General features: G+C 50.4%; 13 protein-coding genes. All 13 read right to left on the bottom strand.

Annotation, left to right across the window (positions count from 1 at the left end; all coding sequences use genetic code 11):
- Positions 1–108 precede the first annotated feature (108 nt).
- On the bottom strand, positions 109–510 hold the full coding sequence (locus tag HFP08_RS15855) for a hypothetical protein (RefSeq protein WP_168121570.1): 402 nt from the start codon (positions 508–510) through the stop codon (positions 109–111).
- Positions 511–2,451: a TolB-like translocation protein gene (locus HFP08_RS15850; RefSeq protein ID WP_168121569.1), complete on the bottom strand. Its 1,941-nt coding sequence runs from the start codon at positions 2,449–2,451 to the stop codon at positions 511–513.
- Between the two features lie 226 nt (positions 2,452–2,677).
- The gene (locus tag HFP08_RS15845; RefSeq protein ID WP_240941454.1) at positions 2,678–4,897 is read right to left on the bottom strand and encodes a glycosyl hydrolase 115 family protein; all 2,220 of its coding nucleotides are present in this window, start codon (positions 4,895–4,897) and stop codon (positions 2,678–2,680) included.
- A 15-nt stretch (positions 4,898–4,912) separates the two neighbouring features.
- Positions 4,913–6,241 carry an ABC transporter substrate-binding protein gene (locus tag HFP08_RS15840; protein ID WP_168121568.1) on the bottom strand — a complete coding sequence of 443 codons (1,329 nt, stop codon included), beginning with the start codon at positions 6,239–6,241 and terminating at the stop codon, positions 4,913–4,915.
- Positions 6,242–6,366: 125 nt separating this feature from the next.
- A complete protein-coding gene (locus tag HFP08_RS15835; protein WP_168121567.1) occupies positions 6,367–7,920 on the bottom strand; it encodes a response regulator in 1,554 nt (517 codons plus the stop codon).
- Positions 7,898–9,655 (bottom strand): sensor histidine kinase, encoded by a 1,758-nt coding sequence (locus tag HFP08_RS15830; RefSeq protein WP_168121566.1) that lies wholly within the window; start codon positions 9,653–9,655, stop codon positions 7,898–7,900. The genes HFP08_RS15835 and HFP08_RS15830 overlap by 23 nt, the downstream gene beginning before the upstream one ends.
- Positions 9,656–9,746: 91 nt before the next feature.
- On the bottom strand, positions 9,747–10,529 hold the full coding sequence (locus tag HFP08_RS15825; RefSeq protein ID WP_168121618.1) for a carbohydrate ABC transporter permease: 783 nt from the start codon (positions 10,527–10,529) through the stop codon (positions 9,747–9,749).
- A 53-nt stretch (positions 10,530–10,582) separates the two neighbouring features.
- Positions 10,583–11,542 (bottom strand): carbohydrate ABC transporter permease, encoded by a 960-nt coding sequence (locus HFP08_RS15820; RefSeq protein ID WP_168121565.1) that lies wholly within the window; start codon positions 11,540–11,542, stop codon positions 10,583–10,585.
- Positions 11,543–12,128: 586 nt separating this feature from the next.
- A complete protein-coding gene (locus HFP08_RS15815) occupies positions 12,129–16,976 on the bottom strand; it encodes an S-layer homology domain-containing protein (protein WP_168121564.1) in 4,848 nt (1,615 codons plus the stop codon).
- 184 nt (positions 16,977–17,160) lie between these two features.
- Positions 17,161–18,036: a carbohydrate ABC transporter permease gene (locus tag HFP08_RS15810; protein WP_168121563.1), complete on the bottom strand. Its 876-nt coding sequence runs from the start codon at positions 18,034–18,036 to the stop codon at positions 17,161–17,163.
- Between the two features lie 12 nt (positions 18,037–18,048).
- Positions 18,049–18,906 carry an ABC transporter permease gene (locus tag HFP08_RS15805; RefSeq protein ID WP_240941472.1) on the bottom strand — a complete coding sequence of 286 codons (858 nt, stop codon included), beginning with the start codon at positions 18,904–18,906 and terminating at the stop codon, positions 18,049–18,051.
- Between the two features lie 224 nt (positions 18,907–19,130).
- On the bottom strand, positions 19,131–20,768 hold the full coding sequence (locus tag HFP08_RS15800; RefSeq protein WP_240941453.1) for an extracellular solute-binding protein: 1,638 nt from the start codon (positions 20,766–20,768) through the stop codon (positions 19,131–19,133).
- A 188-nt stretch (positions 20,769–20,956) separates the two neighbouring features.
- A complete protein-coding gene (locus HFP08_RS15795; RefSeq protein WP_168121561.1) occupies positions 20,957–23,293 on the bottom strand; it encodes a helix-turn-helix domain-containing protein in 2,337 nt (778 codons plus the stop codon).
- Positions 23,294–23,484 lie beyond the last annotated feature (191 nt).

Genomic DNA, 23,484 nt, shown 5'->3' with positions numbered 1-23,484 from the left:
TACAGGATGTCTGACTCTGACTAATTCCCCTATATTATAACATTGAACTGATCATCTTATCTAACTAAAATGAACAAAAACAACATGAATTCCATTCAAATTTAGCCTTCAATAACAATCTTGCTCCACCTTCGTGCCGCTGTCCTCAATAACGACATACGCGCTGCCGGACAGATATTCCGTATAACCGCATACGCTTATTTTCCTCTCCACGCTTCGCTCATCCGTCACCTTCATATAAACCGCGCCTTCACCTGTTAGAGTAAGATCGGGCCTTAACTTCTTCTTGCCTCCGCTTGCGATCTTGGCTTGAGAAATGTCTGTAGAGTTTCCATCAACAATACCACTCTCGATGGAAACAATGTCGAAGCTCGATTTGTTGTGGATCGTCACTGTGAAAGGCCGAAGCATATTGCCAAACATATTGTGAATCATAAAGATGCCTAGACCGATTATCAATCCGACAAATAGGACAAAACCGCCTGCAAAGTACAAAGTCCGTTTCTTCACTTACTCGCCCCCTTCATCTACACGCATATAATTCATATCGCCGGTGATTATCCAACCGTGTCTCATTTTATATTCTATTTTATGTCCAGATCCGGCGCTGGCGAGAGCTTGCTTCTTCAAGCGATTTAATTCCTCATCATCTTGTACAGCTGTGCGTTTGCCGAGCTTCAGATCCACAACTTCATAATCAAATTTCGACTTTTCTGCCTCTTGCCCCTCCCTTGCTTCCTGCTTCACACTATAATGAGCAAGCAAGACATCACCTAACACACTATCAGCGAACCACCCTGCTATCTCCACAAAGCGTCCTGAGCCGATCTTCTCTTGCACAGTGATCGCTAAATGTGCCTCCGCATCGTAGAAGGTCAAGCGATCCGATGCCACCAATGGAAAGTCGCTGTCATCAACTAGCACAGGTTGTTCTCCACCGTCTTGAGCTTCCACATGCACGGAGTAGCTACCGTCCGGACTCCATTCAAAAGGCTTGCTCAGCTCATGATCATCATTAAACCCGACTTTTTGCAGGCTATTTCCGTCCAAATCATAGAGTCGATAATCTCGCTTCTCCTGATTCGCATACCAGAATTCCGCACCGTCAGGAGAAGGGATTAAGCCAAATGTCGGCCACGAGTTGCGGAACACCCCCTCCCATTGATGGACGGTTCTATCCAGCAGATTGAAGTTCCATAACTTTCCGCTTCCATAGCTGTTCAGCACGAGAATACTGGTATTTCCCTTCTTATACAGCCATCCGCGCCCATAATGATCGTTGTCATCAATCTGTGGAATCGAATCAAATAGAACGGCTCGCTGCCCTGATACGATATCCAGCGTCTCGATGCTGTAATGACAGCCCCCAGCCGAAACGTCATCATTAACAACCGATACATATAGGAGGCTTCGCGCATCCAGAAAGCCGTAAGCGCCTGCCACAGAATCTGCCGCGTATGAATCCGCCAGATCGGCGTCGACAAGCGGGAAAGCCTTGAAAGACCTGGCTTCGGGGTCTACAACCACCGCATCAATCCGGTAATGCTCGCCTCCTCCTTCTGCAGGCACGATGGAACGCAGCAGGTGTACGGCATATTCATGCGCGCTCGTTTCGCTTGGTGGCGCGATATAAGTGTTTTGAACATATACATTCCCGATATCTTCATAGGTGATTTCGAATCCGCTCTGGGATGGAGCAAGCTGAAGCCCCAGCCTCTTCACCACAGGATTTTCTTGCGTGAACGAATCGTCTTTCTCCTGAACGTCCTGAGCGGAATCATCTTCATCATAGGTCATCTCGCAGCCCTCGCATTCAGTCTGCGCAAAGCTCTCTCCTGTCCAGGTATACAATACATCCCTATAAGCCCGTTCATTCATATCATAGAATCTGTTCACAAAGCTGTTATTGCCTGCCTTCTCGTAAGCAATAGAATAGGAATGATCAGCCGTGACGAGCCCCTCATGAAGCACTACTATGCCTTCCGGCTTTAAAGAATAGATAGTATAGAGGGAAGCATTCGAGGACAAATATTGCCCAATCGTGAAATCCGGATAGCCGTCATCGTTATAGTCCTCCAGCTTAAGCTCGAAGCTCTTGCCGTCCCGGAATTGGAGCTTTTCTCCGTCGAAGGAAGGATTGACATCAAGCTTGCTAAGCAGGGCTCCATCAGCCGAACGAAGTTCGAGCGCCGCATTCCCCTTCCAATAGGAGCCCTGGAACGGACCCGGTTCTGCATTCTCGATGACTGTTCCGGAAGTCGCTCTAAGAAGCAATCTTTCGTCTAATCCATCATGGTTGTAGTCGATGTTCTTCTGAGCCAGCACATGAGCTGATGAACGTTCATCACCGTTCCCGTCCTTCGTATGGTTGTCCCCAGCCTTCTCGCTAATAACAATCGCCAGCAATAGCGCCGTCGCCGCAGCGCAAATTCCAATCGCGCTCTTTCGCATTCGATAACACCCCTAATCTAATTCGTGGCTATTATTTACAACGAATGGAAAGGAAGAAAAGTTTCGTTCGTGAACTAACAAAACGATATCCGCTGCGATAGTCATGATCCGATTCCTCAAACCGAGCAGCGCTTGAAACCTGGGAACAAAGGTCAAAGCGATAGCCGAAAGCTCTCTTACAGAAAGCTTTCGGCTATCGCTTCTCCAGAATAATCTGTTCTCTCCACTACTTGTCGTTACTTTCTTTCGTTCCACTTAAATCGTTCTCGGCTTCGAACTTCTCCTTCAATCTGAACGCCAGCTCGTTGTCGCTCAGCGGATTGCGATGCGTGTTCTCCAGATAGATATGCTTCTCCGTCTCCGGCATGAGAAATTCCTTGTACCACAGGAAGAAATCCGGACTGTCCCCATGCATGCGCAGAAATTGCCTCAAGGTGTCCACATTGCGAACCGTGCTCTCGATATTCGTCAGCCAGTCAGCCCGGTAGAAGTTTTCCCACTTCCCATGCTCCGAGTCGCGAAGCGCTTTCAGCCCTTCCTCATAGCTCCACATGGACTGCGAAGCCATCACGAACGCTTGCGGATAGCGTCCCTCCGCATACGCCGAATAAGCGCGGCACAGCCACATAAAGCCTTCGCAGCCGGAGCGATGAAGCAAACCGTGAAATTTCAAATGATCCTCCACTCTTCTCCGATCATCCGCTCCCTGATCTCCCGCCGACAAGCGCTCTACCGCAGCTTCTACGCGATTAAGCCAGGCATTCCAATTCCGCAAGCCTTCCTCACAGCGCGACTCGAAGGATTGAACTTGCTCCGCGAACGTCCCCTCTCCCGTTGCCCAGAGAAGACGGCTGTCCGTCTGGTCTCCCCTACCCTGCAGCCAATGCCCTATTATGCATCGCGCCGGATGATGATAATATTCATCTCCCGCCAGATCATCCGGATGGGGACCGTACGCAATCGCCGTCTCTCCATACAGCCTGAATAATTCCGCAAGCTCGTCAAATCCATTATCAAAATAACTTCGAACAAAGACGCTCCGATGTCTGCCAGTCTCTACCTCTCCTTCATCCCAAAGCGCTCTGATGAGATCAAGAATATATACATGCGGACGAATATTGCCGCAATTTAATAATAAATATTGATCCGCTCCGGCGCGAAAAGCTCCTTCGACCTCCGATTTGATAAATTCAGCCGAACCCGGGAACATCGTCAGATGATTTGAGGCTTGCAAATCATGGAAGGTCGCATGATAATAGATGCCGTGCTTGCCGGCTTCATCCCCTTGGGGTAAAGCGGGCACGCGCAAATTCAGGTTGCCGTGCCTTCTGGAGACCATTTTGCCATACCCGTTATCCGCCCAAATCTTGATAACATCCTCCGGCAGACTTACATGCCCTTCCTGATACAGCTCAGCGATCTCCCCGTACAGCGCAACGCAGAATACAGGCTCGCGCACCTCGGCCTTAATCATCTCATACTGAATCCGTATCACCTTGCCAATCATCGCACCGCGTTTTTCGGGCGTATCGAAGGAAGGATCATTTTCCCAGAACGGCTTGTCGCCTTGTCCGCGGAAGGAGAGCACCCACAGAATCTTATCCTCCTTCTGCTTCTCGATCGCCTCCGCCCACAGCTTCTCGAACAGCTCTGGCTGCTCCAGATAGCTTACGTTTCGCCCCGGATAGGCTCGAAGGAACATTTCCGCTCCCAGCGGCTCGGCATGATGATGCGTCAGCCATAGGCCCATCTCCTTCGCAACCGCCAAATGAACGCCGCTCTTCGGCAAATCCGTCCCCGGAATAACCATATTCCCCTTGCAGCGAAGCAGCGCTTCGAACACATGCAGCCATATTTCGCGGCTGGGCGGGTACTCCTCCTTCCAGCCAATTAAGCACACTTCATCGTTGACGAACCAGCCGCGAAACTTCACCTTACTGGGCTTGCTATCCATATTATCCATCGCTATTGCGACATATTCCTCCTGCCGAATCGATTGATCCATCCAGAACCAGAATGGGTGAATGCCCAAGTAGATTTCCGTAAATTGCAGAATACCATAGAGAAGGCCGAGTTCGTCCCGACCGATGATATCAAGCCGGTTTCCCTCTTCTCTCGAATGGAACCTGAAGCCATACGCCTCTTCATGCATCGGACACTCATCCTCTGCCGCTGCATACCGGATGCGAAGCTGCGTCCCATTATCATCCATTGTCGTCATAACCGGCGGAACGCCCAGCTTTGTCTCGAGATCTCTCATCAGCATTCGCAAGCCGTGGCCAATGGCCGATGACAAGCCATCCGGAGCTGCAACCTTCACTTCACCGCTTAACAGCCATTCATTTCCATTTCCGTTCAACTTCACTAACAGCTCCTCCTCGAAAAAGATCATGGCGCTTCCCGCATAAGGGACCGCGCCATGATCGATTTCCATTGTTTTATGCACTATAATTGCCAATTCTTATTTCTGTGCGTCCGCGTATTCGTCAGCCTTCTTCATCAGCTCCTCGTACGCTTGCTCCGGAGTCGACTTATTGAACATTAACTTTTCGACGACGGTCTTGTAATCCTTCTTGAAATTGCCCCAGCCTTGCGGCTCCGCTACGAAATTTTGAGCGTCAGGCGCGACCTTGTTAATAAACTCCTGCGATGTTTTATCCGCATCGCTGAAGTTGGCCTGCAGGCCTTCCACGATTTTTGCGTTGCCCGGAATGCCGCGTGACAAGCCCAGCACCTCCGCCGCATCTTCGTTATTAATGAACCACTCGACGAATTTCTTCGCTTCCTCTCCGTTCTTCGATCCCGCATTTACGCTCCAGAACATGCCCGGCTTCAGCCAGCCGCCTGTCTCCGAGCCCTTCGGAAGCGACATGAAGGAGAAGGAATCCGGCTTGAGGCCGCTGATGGAGCCTACTTGATTGGAGAAGATATGACGCGCCAGCGCGTTGCCGTTCACGACGCTGTCCATCTTCGGGTCAAGCTCTTTGTCCGTTACGGTCATGTCCGCAGGCGTAATAATGCCCGCTTCGCGAAGCTCGTTCTGCTTCGTCATGTAGGCGATCCAGGTATCCTTGTCGATGGTCAGCTTGCCGTCTGTGAATACTTGTCCCTTGCCCATGCTGAGCTGATAAGCGGTATAATCGTAGAGGTCGGAGCTTTGATCCACGAACACGTATTTGTCCTTGCCAAGCTTCGCCTTCGCCTCTTCTCCGAACTTGTAATAATCGTCCCAGGTCCAGCCGAAATCAGGAACCTCCAGCCCCAGCTTCTCCACGACCGCTTTGTCTACGACCATGCCGAACGCCGCGCTGCCAAGCGGCATCGCATAAAGCTTGCCGTTCACCTTGCCCGATTCGATCAAGGCTTTGTCCATCTGGGACACGTCCACGCTGTCCAGATCGGCAAGCAGGTTTCTTCCTACATATTCATTCAAATACGCAGCGTCCATCTGAATAATATCCGGAGCGTTTTTGGCCGAGAACTGCACGCCCAGCTTGTCGAAATAGCCGTCCCAGCCCGAGAATTCGCTTTCAAAGGTGACGTTCGGATGCTGTTCCGTGTATAGCTCGAGAGCCTTCTGCGTCGCGTCGTGGCGTTCCTGCGAGCCCCACCATGCGATGCGCAGCTTGACGGGATCGTTTGAAGCCGCGGAAGATTGTTCGGGCGATGCCGAATTCTGAGCCGCGTTGTTGTTGTCTTCATTGCCCCCATTGTTTCCGTTGTTGCCGCATGCGCTGAGCGATACTGCTGTAACAAGCGCCAATGCGGCGGTCATCCATTTCTTTTTCATATTCCATTTGCCCCTCTCGAGTTAGTGCGTTATTCGCAATTCCATCGTAGCTCCTGAGACGTTTGCGGTATAGGAGAGAATCGAACACTCTTCTTTCACTATTTGTAAAAGGAGCGGATTATCGCTTATTTTTTCAGCAATTCGCTTGGATTCACGCCGCAATATTTCTTGAACAGCGTGCTGAAATAAGGAACGTTCTGGTAGCCCACTTGCTCCGCCACCTCATAGATCAGCAAGTCTCCTTCGAGCAAGAGCGACTTGGCCTTCTCCAAGCGCACGCGAATGACATAGTTCATAAAGGTTTCGCCGGTCACCTTTTTGAATAGTTGGTTGAGATAGTTTTTGGATATGAACAGCTGTCCGGCAAGCTCGTCGAGCGTAATGTCGCTCGCGTAATTCTCGTGAATATATTGTATCATCGTATCCACTGCCGCCCTGTGCTTATGAGCAATCACGGGCTTCTGTGTCCGTTGCACGCGCCTGATCATTGCCTGCAAATAACCCTCCAGATCTCCCCGGTTGATTACGGTATCCGGCTGCGAATACAAGGCGCCTTCCGCTTGCTCGTCCATCCGCAACCCCGTACGTTCCACCGCGTACAAGAACAGCGCGGTCAGCTCGGCGGCCAACACCTTATAGATAATAACCCCGTCCTCCGCCCCGTCGACGTTCTCCCATTGCGAAATATATTGCATTAGCGATTGCCAAAGCTCCTCTTCGCTCGATTTGTCCAGAGCTTGTGCGATAACATCCACCAGTTGGAGGGCGGCAGGGCTTCGCCATTCATGCAAATCCTCGAGCGCGCGATCCGCCGATTCCTTCAGCCCGGCAAGCCGGGCCTGTCGGCTTCCTACACCTATGGCGACCTTCAGCTTAAGAAACTGATTCATGGTGTCAATCAGCTTCTCGCTTAATGCCTCTATGCGCGACTCAAGAGCTTCATCGAGTTCTTCCCGTTTCATGTGCAGCACAACCGCAGAAATCGGGCCGTACAACCACGAGAAATGAGACTGGGGCCATTCTTGCCCGAGCAGCTCCTCAATCACATTCGACATCGCGAAACGGAACAAATGCCAATCGGCAATCGAGATATGGGACACTCTCTCCGTCTTCACGAGTTCAAGCAGAAGAACCTGCTGGTCCATGGCATGCCACCACTCCGGTTGACCGGGCAACTCAAGATCGGACGGCAACTGATCCACTTTCCCGGTCAGAAGTCCCGCAATTTGTTCTTCTGAACGCATCAGCTCGTAATTTCGCAAGGAATGCAGCAGCTCCGTCTTCTCCATTTTCTCCAGATATGTCTCCTCGAGCTGCTGTATGGTGCCCAGAAGCACCTTCCGAAGCTGATCAATGGTAATGGGCTTGTTCAAGTAATCATCAACATCCAAGCGAATGGCTTGTCTGGCATATTCGAAATCCGTATAGCCGCTAAGAATAATGAATCGGCAATTCCTGTTCTCGGAACGCAGCTGTTGAATCATGTCGATGCCGCTTATGCCAGGCATATACAAGTCGGTAATGACGATATCGGGCTCCTGCTTCCGAACAAGCTCGAGACCATGCTCCCCGTCTATCGCATCTCCTACGAATTCGGCGTCGAGCTCTTCCCACGGAATAATGCTCCTAAGCCCTCTCAGCACTTGAAAATCATCGTCAATGATCGCGATTTTCCACATTGTCCGTCCGTCCCTTCTCCTCATTGGAAATCTTATTCAAAGGGAATGAAATCCACGCTTCCACGCCCGAATCTTCCCCATTTCGATTTCTCATCTCCATCGTGTAATCATCGCCGAACAAGGCCTCCAGTCGCTCTTGCACGTTCTTAAGACCATAGCCGCCCCGTTTGCGAGGCTTGCTGCGCCAATTTTCGTCCAACGCCTTACCGTTGTTCACGATAAGAATGTGAAGCTCCTGCTCCTGCCGCCAAATACGGATTCGAAGCTCCGCCCGCGACATGCCATGAAAGCCGTGAATAAACGCGTTTTCGATAAAGGGCTGCAGGATAATTTTCGGAATGGGCTCCTGCCATGCATCTCCTTCCACCTCGATGGAATAGGACAGTCGATCCTCCCATCTCACCTTCTGAAAGCGCAAGTAACATTCCGTATGGGCAAGCTCTTCCTTCACGGTCACCAAGCTGTCCGTATTCGAGAGCGCCAGCCGGAACATGCCCGCGACCTCGGTCAGCATCTGACTCACTTGATTCTGCTTCGATTCTATCGCCATCCAATTAATCTGATCGAGCGTATTATAGATGAAATGAGGATTAATCATCATTTGCAGCGATTTTAATTCCGCTTCCCTTTGCCTTTGATGCTGAATTTTCAAAGAAGCGTACAGCTCCTCGATTCTCTCTGTCAACCGCCGGTAACCGTCAAATAAGCGTCCGAATTCATTGGAGTAATCTCCGGGAACCTGCTTCTTCTCCCCGATTGCGTATTGATCCATCGCACGAAGCAGCAGGTTCATCGGCTTCATGAAGCGGCTCGAAAGAGACAGCGTTAGGAGGAAGACAAGCAAGATGGTCGTAGCGCCAAGAATAAGGAATAGCCTTGCCGTATGCCGCGTGCCTTCCGTCATCTCCAGCCAGGAATTCGCTTCAATCAAGGTCCAGCGGGAATCGGGCGATTTCGCCCATACATAGAATTGATTGCCGACTCGCAAGGAACCGCTGGGCTTCTTCATCTCGTCCGCAAGCGCCGCCGCAGCTTGTATCAGCAGCTCGCCATTCCCGGAATGAGTAAGCAATTTGTTCGCGGCATCCAGCAAGCCTCTATTGCTCGAATTATCCTCCGAGGAAATTAGCTGCTTGAAATCAGATACCTTGATGTTGAATACCATGAGACTGTAGAACTGGTTGCTGTTGTTGAACACCTTCCGGGCGAAGCTGATGACCGCTTCTTCACCCGAATTCGTCTCTATGACATGCTCGGGCAGCCATTCGCTGTCCGTATCCTGAATAACGCCATACCATGGCTCTTCGCTCACCCTGCTCATTGGCAGAAAGGCGACCGGTCCTTGGCGGTCCGTTGTAAAGGGATAGCTCGAATAGATATGGATGGACTGAAGAATCGTCGTTCCGAACACCACATAATTCATCTGATCCCGAATTTCGGATTGCAGCCGCGCTTTCTCGTATGCGTCTCCTTCCTGCAATCTGGCGTACAGAAGATCGAAGCTCTTGGCGGCCGTGTTCGAGGTTTGCTCCACGCCGATCAGGCTCGTATTCATCTTCTTGCTGAGCTCGTTAAGAAGCTGCTGCTGATAATACGATGTATTCTGCTCGATCTGATCGGAGGTTCGGTTATAGCCGATCATGATCAACAAGCCAATCAACAGCGTTATGATAAGCGCCGAGCCGAAGAAGAACACCGCGCTGATTCGATAGGTTTTAAATGGATTTTGAAGCATGGCTTCATCGCTCCCGTAGCTTTATTTACAAGTGGTGAAACGAAGAAAGAAAGCTGCGTCCAATGGAGCAGCTTCCCCTTGTCTACAAATGTTACCCTTTTAATGCTCCCGAAGCAATACCTTCCACAAAGTGCTTCTGAGCGAGGAAGAAGATTACAACCGCCGGCACAACGCTAAGCAGCGACATGGCCAGCATTTCTCCCCATGGAATTGTGCCCTGGGAATCGATGAATAGCTTCAACGCCAGGTTAACCGTATATTTGTCAACCGTATTAATGTAGAGCAGTTGGCCGAAGAAATCATCCCAGTTCCACAGGAAGCAATAGATCGCCACCGTAACCAGAGCGGGCTTGGTCAGCGGAATGATGATTCTCCAGTAGATGCCAAACCATGAGCATCCATCGATCTTGGCCGATTCATCGAGGTCGCGAGGAATGGACCGAATGAACTGAACGAGCAGGTAGATGAAGAACGGTCCTCCGATGCCTCCCGCGAGCAAATGCGGAATATAGAAAGGCAGATACGTATTGATCCAGTTCAGCTTATTGAATAGCACATATTGCGGCACGATCGTAACCTGGGTCGGAAGCATGAGCGTGACGAGCAGAATCGCGAACCAAATTTTGCGGAAAGGAAAATCCAATCTCGCGAAGGCGAAGGCCACCAGGCTGCAGGAGATGACGCTCGTGAATAACACGCCTGCTATTAATTCAAAGGTGTTGAGATAGAACAGACCGAAATGGTAGTTGGGAACCGACACCCAGCCATCCGAATAATTGGACCAGTGAAGCGTGTCCGGGAACAGACTGGGCGAACGCATCTCGTCATTGGTCTTGAAAGAGGCCCCGAGCCACCAAAATACGGGATACATCATGATCGCGCTTGCCAGGATCAGAATGCCATGCGCGGACCAGCGTTTGTAATTGCTCACTTGCCTTTCCCTCCTTGCGTTTCGTAGAAGACCCAGTACCTCGATGTTGCGAATATGACGGCGGTGACGGCGGCTATGATCGCAAGCAGGATCCAGGCTAGCGATGAAGCGTAGCCCATCTGGAATTTCGAGAAGGCGCGCTCGTACAAGTACATCACATACACATAAGTGGAGTTAATCGGTCCGCCATTGGTAATGATGAAGGCTTGCGTGAACATCTGAAAGGAATTGATCGTCTGCTGAACAAAGTTGAACAGAATGATCGGCGACAGCATCGGAAGCGTGATGGTGAAAAATTGCCGCATCTTGCTTGCGCCGTCGACCGAGGACGCTTCGTATAGATCCTTCGAGATTTGCTTCAGTCCGGCGAGGAAGATAATCATGGCCGAGCCGAACTGCCAGGCCACTAGCAGCACCAACGTGCCAAGCGCCGTATCGGGATCGGCGATCCATGCCTTCCCTTCAATGCCGAATACCGAGAGAATTTGATTGATAACGCCATCTTTGCTGAAGATGTTTTTCCACAGAATGGATACCGCTATGCTCGTGCCAATCAGCGAGGGGAAATAAATCATCGTGCGGTAGAAGGAAATTCCCTTGATCCTCCGATTCAGCACCATCGCTACCGCCAAAGCGGAAATAAGCTTGAGCGGCACGGAGAACAAGACGAAGAGCAGCGTTACTTTAATCGAATCGCGGAAGGTATCGTCCTCCGTCAGGATATGCTTGTAATTGCTCATTCCTACCCAGCCGGGCTTATCGAGGAGCGAGTAATCCGTGAAGGAATAGTAGAACGACATTGCGATTGGACCAAGCGTCAGAAGCAGGAATCCGATCAGCCATGGCGAGAGGAACAGATAGCCTGCCAGCGGCGATTCCCATTTGCTGAAGAAACGCGGCTTCTTGCCCGGCGTCTTCGCCATAGGGACTTTGGGTTGTATGGCGGTGTCTTTCATTGCTAAGTCCAACTCCTTATTCTTGTAGATGATCTCTTGTATACTGTCGATAGTTGTATTATATCGGGCAATTCGAGGAGCTTACATTGCGCAATGAATCAAGTTCTTTCACTTTCTCACACTCGTCTTTGGGAAGAACGCCTGACGGCGTCCTTTGAAAAAAGTCACTTGTTCTAACGGACTTTTCGTCCTCTTAGACAGTGTTTTTCAACATTCGCTTGCTCTAATGGACATGAGAGACCTTATTCGGCTAAAATTCGGGGATTTTCCATTTTGGCGGACATGAGAGACCTTATTGTGTGGGATACACTCTTTTTTTCCTCGATTTGTTACAAATAAGAGCGCTGGTGTCCGTTTAAAATGACAAATGATGATTTTTGATGGGAATAAGCGCATCTCTGTCCGTCAGCATGTCATTCGGCGCTTTTTTATGAGACTGTTCACAATGAATCGACAGCCTCGAATATGTCCGCTACAGTCGCAAGCATTCATTACTATTGAAATTTCATACATACAATAAGGCAACGAAAGAAACCCGAGCAGAGGCTGCCCGGGTTTCTTCGCGTACCATTTATGAGATTCGGTTTTATTGCGTTTGAAGCAGCTTGTAGAACATAACGGCCGCCTCCGCTCGACTCAGCTTATCCTTGGGATGAATGGCGTTGTCATAGCCGGAAATGATGCCGGAATGCACGAGGGACCCCACACTGTCCAGCGCATATTGGGCGATATCGGCTATATCCGCGTAAGCTTCCGAAGACAGCTCGGATGCTTCCAGCGGAGACTTCATGGCAGTCATCGCTCTGGCGACCAGCACCATCGCATCCTCGCGGGTAATGAACGCTTGCGGCTGGAAGCTATTCTGTCCTGTGCCCTCTACGATGCCAAGAGCCTTCGCGCTATTCACCGCATCATAATAATAATCAGTTGGCAGCACATCCTGAAATCCGCTTGGAGCATCACCATCTAATCCTAGCAAACGAGCCAGCAATACGATGAAATCGGCTCTGGTCACGGACGATTGCGGATTGAAATTCGCTTCGTCTACTCCGCGAACAACGCCTTTCGCGGCAAGAACTTCAATGGCCTTGCGAGCCCATTCAACGCCGTTCAAATCCTGAAAGCTCTTCTGGTCGAAGATGATGGCGTACGTGCTGAAATGATAAGTTGTGAAGGTCACGCCGCCGAGAAGCTCATTATAATGGGCATTCGACACGGGAACCATATTCCCGTTCTCGTCCACATACATCACGGTAAGATGCTCGATGCTCTGATGCTCTTCCTCTGTCGGCGAATATGGAATCGTAACTGTTACCTTCGCATCAAGATTACTCCAATGAATCAGCTTGCCACCGGCGTACAGCTCGAGATTAATGACGGGGCGCCCGCCGATTTTGTCCCCAGCTTCCTCGTTCAGCGAAGCTGTAGACAGCCCGGATACGCGAAGCTCAATCTCGTCGCTCTCGAGCTTCATGCCGCTAAGCATCTGATCACTTAGAAGCAAGGTTCCGAGCGGCGAGTCCAAGGTGATTGCTGCGGCATGATCCGTATTGGACAGTGCTGAGACAGGAAAGCTCACGCGATAACCCTTTGTGCCAGCCTCTCCTTCTACCTTCACTTGAATCTGCTTGATGCCGGCTTGATCCGCCGTCGCGGCTTGCATGGCTTGATCGAAGGCCTCGGCGGAAATAACCGCGGAGCCGTCGATTCCGGCTGCCAGCTTAATAATCGAGCTGTCGGACGGTTGCTCTGGGGACGAAGGCGTTTCTGTGTTGCCGTTATTGTCGTTGCCGATGTCGCCTCCGGTGTCGCCTCCAGTGTCCCCTCCGGTGTCGCCGCCAGTGTCGCCTCCAGTGTCACCGCCAGTGTCGCCTCCAGTGTCGCCTCCAGTGTCACCACCGTTGTCGCCTCCGGTGTCGCCGCCAGTGTCACCGCCGGTGTCACCACCAGTGTCGCCGCCAGTGTCACCACCGTTGTCGCCTCCGGTGTCAGGATTTGCATCCCGATGCACGTTTAACGTGTAGGTCGTATTAGCGGTGCCATCCGCGGAAACGACGACAATCTCGATATTATTGTCTCCCTCTGACAGCGGCAGCGCGGGCGAAGCTTGACCGCTGGCGACGGAATGTCCGTTCACCTCAATATCGGCTTGCGCGTAGCTTGCCTCAGGCGTAACAATTAGCTCCTCTACGGCAAACGGCAATGTCACCTCATACGCTGTCACGTCTTTTGCAAATGCCGGCGTCAATTCACCGTTGCTCAGCGCAATGTCTTTGAGCGTAGAATCGAGCAGCGGCGAGATCCGGTTCACTGTAACCGTATAGGTCTTGACCGTCGCTCCGTCCTCTGCCGTCACTTGTACCGTAATGACCGTTTGATCCTCAGTCAGAGGAATTGCCGCCGATGCTGATCCGCTGGCGACTGCCTCCCCGCCGACTGCAATGGCGCTGACATTCGGACTGCTTGCCGTAGGCGTTAATGCGATGCTTTGGGTCTCTGCGGGCACTTCAATTACATAGCTGGATTCGTCCACAGCCGTCAATGCTCCAGCATCGCTGACAAGATCGGACAATGTCGCATCATATTTGGAATACGCCTCGCCCTGCGTCACTTTGAAATTATCGATATAGGCGCTGCCGTAGTTCGAGCTGTTGGCATAGAAATCGATTCTCACAATATCCTGCATGTCTCTGCGGAATGCGGCATTGTCGACATATTGCTCGCCGTCAATGAATAAATCGAAATATTGGCTGACCGTGTTGATCACAATCCGCACATGATACCACTTTTCAAGCTCGTAGCTCATCAATTCATTGTCCGATGAGCCTTTGTAAGCATGAATCTTGTTCTTGCTGAACGAGAAGCTGACGCCCGGAGAGGTGCTGCTCCCGCTTCCGTAAATATAAGGCAAGCTGATCCAATTGTTGCCCGACACATAAGGATCATCGCGCATAACATCCGCTTCAACGGTAACAATGCCCTTCAGCGGCTCGTCGAAAGAACGCGACAAGGCTGTGCTTCCGCTGTTCGAGGAACGAGTCAGCTTGGCGCTCTTATTATCCGCGTCAGGCGTTTCGACAACCTCGAGCTTGCCCCCGGAGGTACTGATCGTCAAGCCATCCCCGGTTGCCAGATTGCCGCTCGCCAAATTGTCGAATGTATAATCGAATAACGACTCGGGAGCTTTGCTTGCCAGCAGCAATTCATGAATATTCGTTACGCTTGCCGGCGTAACCGTCACATTCTCGAGCAGAGCATCGCGATAACCCGCTTTCACCGCTTTAATGACATAATTGTCCCCGATTGGAACCTCGGATAGGCTAATGCTTCCTGTCTCGTCCGTTTGACCCGATGCCAAAATTTCCGAGTCGTACATGACGTATACCGTTGCTCCCGCGAGCGGATTCGTTTTGTCGTCCAGAAGTTGACCCGTCACTGAGCCATACGGACTCTCTGAGGTGATAACAAGATCCTGCATCGTCATATTGCCGAAAGCGATGGATACAGGCGCGCTTGCGCTTGCATAACCTGTTTTCGAAGCCGTCAATTCCACATCGTCAGCGAATGGAACATCGCTGATGACATAGTAGCCCTTGGCGTCGCTTGCCGCTGAATAAACCGAATCATTCACCGTCAGGCTTACTGTCGCGCCGCCGACCGCCTTGCCAGAGCCATCCATAATTTTCCCGCTGATGGCTTCCGTCAAGCTTGCTTCTTCGGTGTAATATTCGAAAGCTCCAATATCCGGCGCTCCGTTATACAGCAGATTGCCTGTGTAATCTTCTCCTCCGTTTGCATCTATCACCAGACCGGCATTTACCAGCACGGATCCTGATTGCGAACGCAGGCCGAGAATGGCATTTAATTGCGGGCCCGTCTCTTCTGTGCCTGAGGGACCCGGACTTATGCTTGAGAATTTAGGATCCGCCTGCAGCGCTTTCGTATCGACAGAAGGAATCTGAAGAGCGGCTCCATAATAGTTGTTGTTTTCATAAACAATCGTATCGCTCACGGTTAAGACCGCATTGGCTTTCGTTGAATAGATATTATTGTTGCGAATATTGTACTTCGCATTCAACGAGCTTCCATAGCCATACATCAAATAATTGCTCTTGTCGTTATAGATCGTATTGTTATAGACCTCCGCAATCGCTTTGGCATCCGAATGCAGGTAGATCGGATATCTCGTGTTACTCTTGATGACATTATAACGAATGATCGTATCGCCGAATGAGAATTGACAGATCAATACGCCGTCGCCGTTATCATGAATATAGTTGTACTGAATGACAATATTCGTCGTCGCTTTGTCGGGATCGATGCCGTTGGAATCCGCCCCGCCCGCCTTCTGCTGCGTCTCGTACACTTCGTTGTATTGAATCGTAATCGCATCGGCGTAATAGGCTTCAATCCCCGAAGTTCCCGCCCTGTACACGACATTATGCTCCACCAGGCCGCCGCGAATATTAGTCAGATACATGCCGTTGCACCCATAAGCCGTGCCCTCTTGCGTAATGTAGTTATTGCGAATAACGATATTCGTATGCGGGGTGAAATCGGGATCCGATCCATTCGCCCGTTCTCCCCAGCCGGTCGCCGTTGCAATGGTATTGCCGTTTTCATCCTTGCCGTCGCCTGTATATTGCTTGAAGATAATGCCGGCGAACGAAGTATTCTTGATCGTGGACTGCTCGATCACGACATCATTAATCACTGTCGCTTGACTTGGCGGATTGAAGATATCCGGCACAGTCGTATCGAATACGATGCCGCCTGTTTTCTTCGAATTGTCCCAGCCCGTCTTGAACCGGATGCCCGGCTGCGGCGGATTGGGCTGCGTGCCGCTAATCCAGTTAATCTCTCCCGTCACATCATGCACATCGACCGTCACAATGCGGAAGTAATCGAGCTGCGTGCTATTGTTGCCAGAGACATGGATGCCGCGGAAATCGCCCAGATTTTCGCCCGGCACGCTGGTTGCAGGCACCTCATTGGAAACATCCAGGTTATGGATCTCCCAATATTCCTGGTTGAACAGCTTAACCGCGTCATCGAATGCGCCATTGCTTGCGATGACTGGCTTGTCGCCGCTGCCATAGCTTGTTATGACGATAGGAGCGCCCTCCGCTCCCGACCCTTTGGGCCAGAGCTGCTCGCCTTCCCATTTTTCTCCCGCTTTCAACTGTATAGAATCGCCGGGCTGAAAGGTGAATGCGCTTACTTTGGCAAGCGTCCTCCACGCCTCCCCTTCGCTCGTTCCCGAATTGCTGTCATCTCCCGATGTTGCGTCTACATAATAAATAGTTCCTGAGGCAGCGCCTGCTTCAACCTTCACTGCCGGGAACAGAGCTGACATCGCGCTGAATAACACGGCCGCCGCAAGCAGCATTGCCATGCTTCTTCTCATCGCGATTCTCACATACCTTCTGCTCATCTCTCGTCATCCTCTCCCTTATAAATTCACTTAACAAGCTCAAAGATCGAACAAGATTAATCCTGTTCGATCAATTGAAGCCCATTATAGGTGAAGATTTCCGAGGAAGGTATACGAGCAATGAACAATCCGCTTTCACTATTGACCACTATTATGGCTTGAAGCTGTTATTTGCTGCAATATGCTACCCCTTCACCCCGCCGATCATAACCCCTTTGACAAAATATTTCTGAAGGAATGGATAGACGCACAGAATCGGAATCGTCGCCACGATGATGGTAGCGTATTTGATCGTCTGCCCGATCGGCATCTGATCGCCGGAGGAGACGCTGGTTAGCATATCCGATGTGTCGTTCGAGATCAGAATCTCTCTTAAGATGAGCTGCAGCGGGAACAGTCCGCGATCCTGCAGATAGATCATCGCCGAGAACCACGAATTCCAGTGTGACACACCGTAGAACAGCAGCATAACGGCGATGACCGGCATGGACAGCGGGAAGACGATGGACCAGCAAATGCGGAAATCATTCGCACCGTCGAGTCTCGCCGACTCCTCAATCTCGACCGGAATGGCCTGGAACGCCGTGCGCATAATGATGAGATTGAACGCGGAGATCGCGCTTGGAATGATGATCGCCCAGCGGGTATCCAGCAGGCCGAGATTGTTGACAAGCAGGAAGGTTGGAATCAAACCGCCTTCGAAGAACATCGTGAACACGATTCCGAACATGATGACATTCTTCCACATCACATCCCGACGCGACAAACCGTAAGCCGCCATGGCGGACAACACGATATTGATCGCAGTTCCTACAACGACATAGAACACAGTATTCAAATACGCAGTGCCTATATTGGGATTTTTGAACACCATTCGGTACGATTCCGCATCGAAGCCCTTCGGGTATAAGAGGAAGCCTCTGTTCTGCACCAACTGTCCGGGATCACTGAAGGAAGCGAACAGCACATAGACGAGAGGATATAAGGCCGCCAAGGACAGCAAGCATAGGGCCGCCACATTGAAGTAGCCAAAAATGCGTTCACCGGTTGTCTGCTTCATCACTGCGCCTCCTTACCATAATTTAGTCTCGCTCATCCTCTTCGAAATGGTGTTCGCGATGATGAGCAAGGTAAAGCTGATTAACGCATTGAACATGCCAACCGCTGCCGCATAGCTGTAATTCGTCTCCAATATTCCTTTGCGATACGTGTAAGTGGCAATAACATCAGCAGTATCGTACGTAATTGGATTATACATAAGCAGGATCTTCTCGCTGCCGACGGTCATTAGCTGTCCGATGTTCAGAATGAACAGAATAATAATCGTTGGCGCTATTCCCGGCAAGGTAACATTCCAGGTCTGCTTCCAGCGGCTCGCGCCGTCAATCTTCGCCGCTTCATAGATGGAAGGATCGATCGTTGATATGGCGGCCAAATATATAATGGAGCCCCAGCCGATGTTCTGCCATATGCCGGAGCCGATATACAAGGTTCGGAACCAGGATGCCTCTCTCATGAAGGCAACCGGCTCGGTGCCGATCAGGCTCGTAATGATATTGTTCACTAGGCCGTCTCTTGCCAGAAAGTCGAACATCATGCCGACAACGACGACAAGAGAGATAAAATGGGGCATATACGTGATCGTCTGCACAGCCCGCTTAAACTTGCTGTTTCTAACCTCATTGAGCAATAGCGCGAGCACAATGCCCGCCGGAAAGGCGAAGATTAAGCTCAATAAGCTGAGAAGAACCGTATTCTTCAAGATGCGGAAGAAGTAAAAGCTTCCGAAGAATTCTTTGAAATTATCGAAACCGATCCATGGGCTTCCGAGAAACCCGTCATTCACATAATAATCCTTGAAGGCAATCTGCATGCCATACATCGGGCCGTAATGAAAGAGCGCGAAATAAATGACGGCCGGACTCAGCATGAGATAAATCAGCTTATTCTTGTAGAAATCCTTGCGCACGCGATGACCGAAGCTTAACTTCTTCAATGCGCTGCTGCTTAATTCGCCAGTCGCGCGAATGGATGCTGAACCTGTTGTCTCCGCCTGCTCGCTTCTAATGACTGCCATGTGCATACTCCTCTCTGTAAGCCGCTTGGAAAGTCCGCGCCGAACTGTTCAAGGTCCGGCGCGGGAAAGCGTCAGCGTTAGCGCTTATTGAAGCGATCCAGCGCGTCTTGTTCAATCTTCACGACTTCGTCAATGCCCATCGACTTCAGAGTCTTCACATAGTCATCGAATTTATCCAGCGATTCGGAGCCCATAATGAATTTCAGCATCATCTCTTCACGGTATACCTTCAGATCCGTCATGATCGAAGCGACCTTGCGGCCTTCATCCGAAGTCAGAGTAACGAGCGGCATCTTCATGTCTGTGCCCGCTTTCTCCCAATTCACAAGAGCTTCCTTCTGGGAGTCAAGCGCCAAATATTGCTCGATATAACCGCGATCCTGCACGAACGGTCCGTTATAGGATGCGCGAATGTATTGCGACATCGCTTGCGTAATCGGCAAGCCGTCAGGATTGTTCATAATGACATCGGTATAGGTCGGCTCGCCGTTCTGCATCGTGAAGCTATCGCCTTCAACGCCGAAGTTGAATAGATTGTGACCCTCTGGTCCGTAAGCATAATCCAGCCATCTTACGATTTGTTCCGGATTTTTGGCGGCGGAAGTAATGGCCGCTCCAATGCCCGTATACGGGAAGTCGCGTTGTCCCCAGACGGCGTCTTCACCTTTGTTCAGAGTCGGATAAGGCGCGGAAATCAGCTCGAAGCTTGGATCATCTTTTTTCAGCCCCATATATTTGCCGATGCCGCTTCCCGTGTAGCTGACGAAGGCAAGCGTCTTGTCCGTCGTGATCTTTGAATCGCGCAATTGCGTGTCCATTGCGGCGAAATCCGGATCGAGAATGCCTTCCTTGTACCAACGGTTCATAAGCGTCAGATATTCCTTGTACGCAGGCTGCTCAGAGCCGTATTTCACAGTGCCGTTGTCATTATAGAATTCAAGCGGAATGCCGTAAGCGCCAATGAATGCGTTACCAATTCCAGTGTCGGACAAGGTTTGGAAGAATGGAGCCTGACCGCCGTTCATATCCTTGAACTTCAGCAGCATCGTCTCCCACTCGTCGATCGTGGTCGGAACCTCAAGACCCGCTTTGTCCAGCCAATCCTTGCGAATAATCGGACCGTAGAATACCATCAGCTTCTCGTCGCCGCGAATGAACGGGAAGGAATAGATATTCCCTTCATCGGTAGAGATCATCTTCTTAATCTCTGGATGCTCTTCCAGATAAGCTTTCAAATTCGGTGCGTACTGATCAATTAATTCATTCAAGCGAAGAATGGTGCCCGATTTAATTGCGTCGTCCGGACCGCGCGACACCGTCAGCCAGTTTCTCTCTATCACATCCGGCAGTTTCTTGGATGCAAGCATCAGATTGAATTGCTCGTCGATCTGCGAGCCTTCTCCCGAAGGATGGGTGAACTCAACTTTTGTTCCCGTCTCCTTCTCCAATTGCTGGTACAACTTGCTTTCTCCCAGATTGGCCATGGTAGCCGCCGCGTTCGGGTTAAGCTCTACCCAATAAGACAAGGAAGCGGGATAATCCGGTACGGTCGCCTCTCCTGTCGTGCCAGCGTCTGAGCTTGGCTTCGTTGTTTCAGCGTTTTGCTTGCCTCCATTATTATTGTTGTTGCTGGAGCATCCCGCCGTAATGACCGCCAGCAGGCAAATCATAACGAACACCGACTTCATCCATGCTTTTCCGCGTTTTCCATTCATACGTGTAACAATCCCCTCTCATCTTTAAATGATGATGCAGCCTGATTGGCTTGTTTCCATCGTATAGGCTGCGGCATGAATTTGAATACGGCTAATCCTTTAGAGAGGCTATTACAATGCTAGATTTGGGGCTATCCAATCTTTAGATGGACCGTCATTCTTCAAGAAAGCCCTTATTTTATGCGGTTTTACGAGCTTTGAGGCTCCACCATTTCACGATATTTGCCCGGCGTAATGCCTTCTGTTTTTTTGAAAACTCGGATCAGTCCGGTGTCATTGGTGAAGCCGACCTGCTGGGCGATTTGCGAAATCGTTAGAGCGCCCTCCGCCAAGTATGCTTTGGCTTGTTTAATTCGCAACCCTGTAATGACCTCGGTCAAATTTTGCCCGCTGTGCTTCTTATAGAAGGTTGACAAATAAGAGGGATTCAATCCGCAATATTCAGCAATGCTCGTCAGACTTAGCTCGTTGCTGGCGAAATGCTCTTCAATATAGGCTTGTATTTTCAAAAATTGCGCATCTCCGTGATCGGTTCTGTTCTCCTCCGCCTTCCGGCATATGATCTCATACATGCTCTTCAGCTTCTCCAGCATTTTCTCGGCGTTGCCGATCTTCGTCATCCACTTCACAGGATCCAGCTCGCCATCCAGAAATTGCTTCTCATCCAGGTGAAAAACGTTGAACAGCTTCATCACCGTGCTCATCAATTCCATGAACAGGCTCTTCCCCATCTCCGGCGATATGGCTCGGGTCTGGAAATTCGCTTGGAACACCTGATCCAGAACCTTGGACGCTTGCTGGTAATCGCCGCTCTTGGCGTAATTCATCAGTTGGGTTTCCGTTTCGATCGGATAGTAATAATAATGATGCTCCGTATTCTTGATCGCCTCGTAATAGATGATGACGCTCTGATCGGGCAAAAGCTTGTATTCCAGCGCCATCACCGCCTCCGCGTAAGCCCCGGCGATTCCATTCATCCCTTCGCTGAGGCTGCTGACCGCTATAGTGATGCTCGACAGGAATTTCTGCTCCACCTGCGTTTGCAACTGCTGCAGACGTTGATGCAGCTCATTCCCCGCGCCCGTCTTCGATAACGGATAATTAAGCAGAATGCCTACTCGATCCCTGTCCATTTCGATTGCATAGCCGTAGTCGTCAAGCAGTTCCTTGCTGAGATTAATAAGAATGAACCGCATCAGCGTCCATTCGCGCTCGGATTCGCCCTTCATAAATCTGCGGCAATCCTCGATCTGCAGAAGAATGACGCCGAAATGGGCGTGCTTGAAGCGCACGTTCATAAACTCGAAATCCTGCTCGGTCAGAGAGCGCGTGTCCACGTAGCCCTTCATCATCCTGCCGATAAAATCCGATTGAATAACGGCGGATTGCTGCGACAGCAGGCCCCGCATCGTTTTCTCTTCGTCGATTGAGGTCATCAGCTCGTCCCTGATGAAATCGAATTCATTGCGGATGCGCACGCCTCCCAAATTTTTGCCCTTCTTGATCGCATGGATGATTTCCCTGATTGGCCGATGATTCTTGTAGGCGAAATAATACGCCAGCGACATGCCCACAGCGAAGCAAATGAACACAAGCAGCAAAGCCAATGACTTCACTTCATTCACTTTCGCCATGAGAACGTCCTTCGGCAGCACCGAGATATAAGTCCAGTTATTCTGCATCGACTTCCGATACGAGATCATCATCTCGCCGTCCTCGGTCCGCATCGAGAAGTTGCCCACCGCCCCGTTCAGCTTCGAAGCGATAGAAGCCGTAAAGCCGTTATCCGGCTCCGTCGAGCTGATCAATTGATTCTGATCGTTCAGAATAAAATAATTCGCCGCCCGCTGATCCGCTTCCCTGAGCAGGTTAAGAATTTCCGACTCGTCGATCAATACGACGAAAGAGCCCTTCACATCCGTCGCATCCCCCATCGGCAGCGAGGTTACGACCGAGATCATATTCCGCTGCTTCAAGCCGTATTGTACGGGCTCGGAAGGGAGAAATGTTTTCATATGATAGGTTGACAATAGGTCCACCATTTCTTTGGACGTTCGGTTTTGATACAGCTCGATATGATTGAAGAACATATCCGAGTCCGTCTTGATCGTCCTTGTCAGAATTCGGTCCGGCTCCTTCAAATAAATATAATAATCATCAATGAAAGGACTCAAATTGCGGTAACGCTTAAAGCCTTTTATAAATTCGATATATTTGTATTCATCCAGATTCTCGTGATCGGATTCGCCGTACATGAGAATTTGCAAAGTCGGATCCAGCGTAATTTGAGAAGCCAGCTGATCGATTTCGTACATTCGATTGTCCAAGGTCAGCCGCGCTTTCTGAAGCAGGGTTTGATTGGATTCGTTCGCGTTTTCGATCATCGCTTGCTCCATCTTGTTGTACAACAGACTTCCAATAATAACAGGAATAAACAAGATACACATGAAGGACAACATCAGCTTGACGAATACCGATCTTCGGAAGGTTTCCCCTTCTCTGCGTCCCCTCTTCCAATGCATCATGACCATCCTCCTTCTTTTCCTTAGCCTTGGAGCAAACTTGCGATTTTTGCGTTCGCAGTCAGATACGTCCTCCCTCTAAATGTTAGCGTTTTCAGCTCATCATTCAATTATTATACTGATAATCAAATTCCATTACTATGTCAGAATTTATATATTCGCACTCAGATTGTTAGATTTTGGGTCGGGGAGGC

Origin of the sequence: Paenibacillus sp. HB172176 (assembly GCF_011947265.1) — a bacterium.
Lineage (GTDB): Bacteria > Bacillota > Bacilli > Paenibacillales > Paenibacillaceae > Pristimantibacillus.
This window is presented reverse-complemented; position numbering and strand designations above follow the sequence as displayed.

Excerpts from the sequence above, each read along its gene's own strand:
- HFP08_RS15805 (WP_240941472.1), bottom strand. The coding sequence starts at position 18,906 with ATGCTGAGTCCGGCCGTCATTTATTTCGCGCTCTTTCATTACGGCCCG.
- HFP08_RS15830 (WP_168121566.1), bottom strand. The coding sequence starts at position 9,655 with ATGCTTCAAAATCCATTTAAAACCTATCGAATCAGCGCGGTGTTCTTC.
- HFP08_RS15795 (WP_168121561.1), bottom strand. The coding sequence starts at position 23,293 with ATGATGCATTGGAAGAGGGGACGCAGAGAAGGGGAAACCTTCCGAAGA.
- HFP08_RS15835 (WP_168121567.1), bottom strand. The coding sequence starts at position 7,920 with ATGTGGAAAATCGCGATCATTGACGATGATTTTCAAGTGCTGAGAGGG.
- HFP08_RS15850 (WP_168121569.1), bottom strand. The coding sequence starts at position 2,451 with ATGCGAAAGAGCGCGATTGGAATTTGCGCTGCGGCGACGGCGCTATTG.
- HFP08_RS15825 (WP_168121618.1), bottom strand. The coding sequence starts at position 10,529 with ATGATGTATCCCGTATTTTGGTGGCTCGGGGCCTCTTTCAAGACCAAT.
- HFP08_RS15810 (WP_168121563.1), bottom strand. The coding sequence starts at position 18,036 with ATGAAGCAGACAACCGGTGAACGCATTTTTGGCTACTTCAATGTGGCG.
- HFP08_RS15840 (WP_168121568.1), bottom strand. The coding sequence starts at position 6,241 with ATGAAAAAGAAATGGATGACCGCCGCATTGGCGCTTGTTACAGCAGTA.
- HFP08_RS15800 (WP_240941453.1), bottom strand. The coding sequence starts at position 20,768 with ATGAATGGAAAACGCGGAAAAGCATGGATGAAGTCGGTGTTCGTTATG.
- HFP08_RS15820 (WP_168121565.1), bottom strand. The coding sequence starts at position 11,542 with ATGAAAGACACCGCCATACAACCCAAAGTCCCTATGGCGAAGACGCCG.
- HFP08_RS15815 (WP_168121564.1), bottom strand. The coding sequence starts at position 16,976 with ATGAGCAGAAGGTATGTGAGAATCGCGATGAGAAGAAGCATGGCAATG.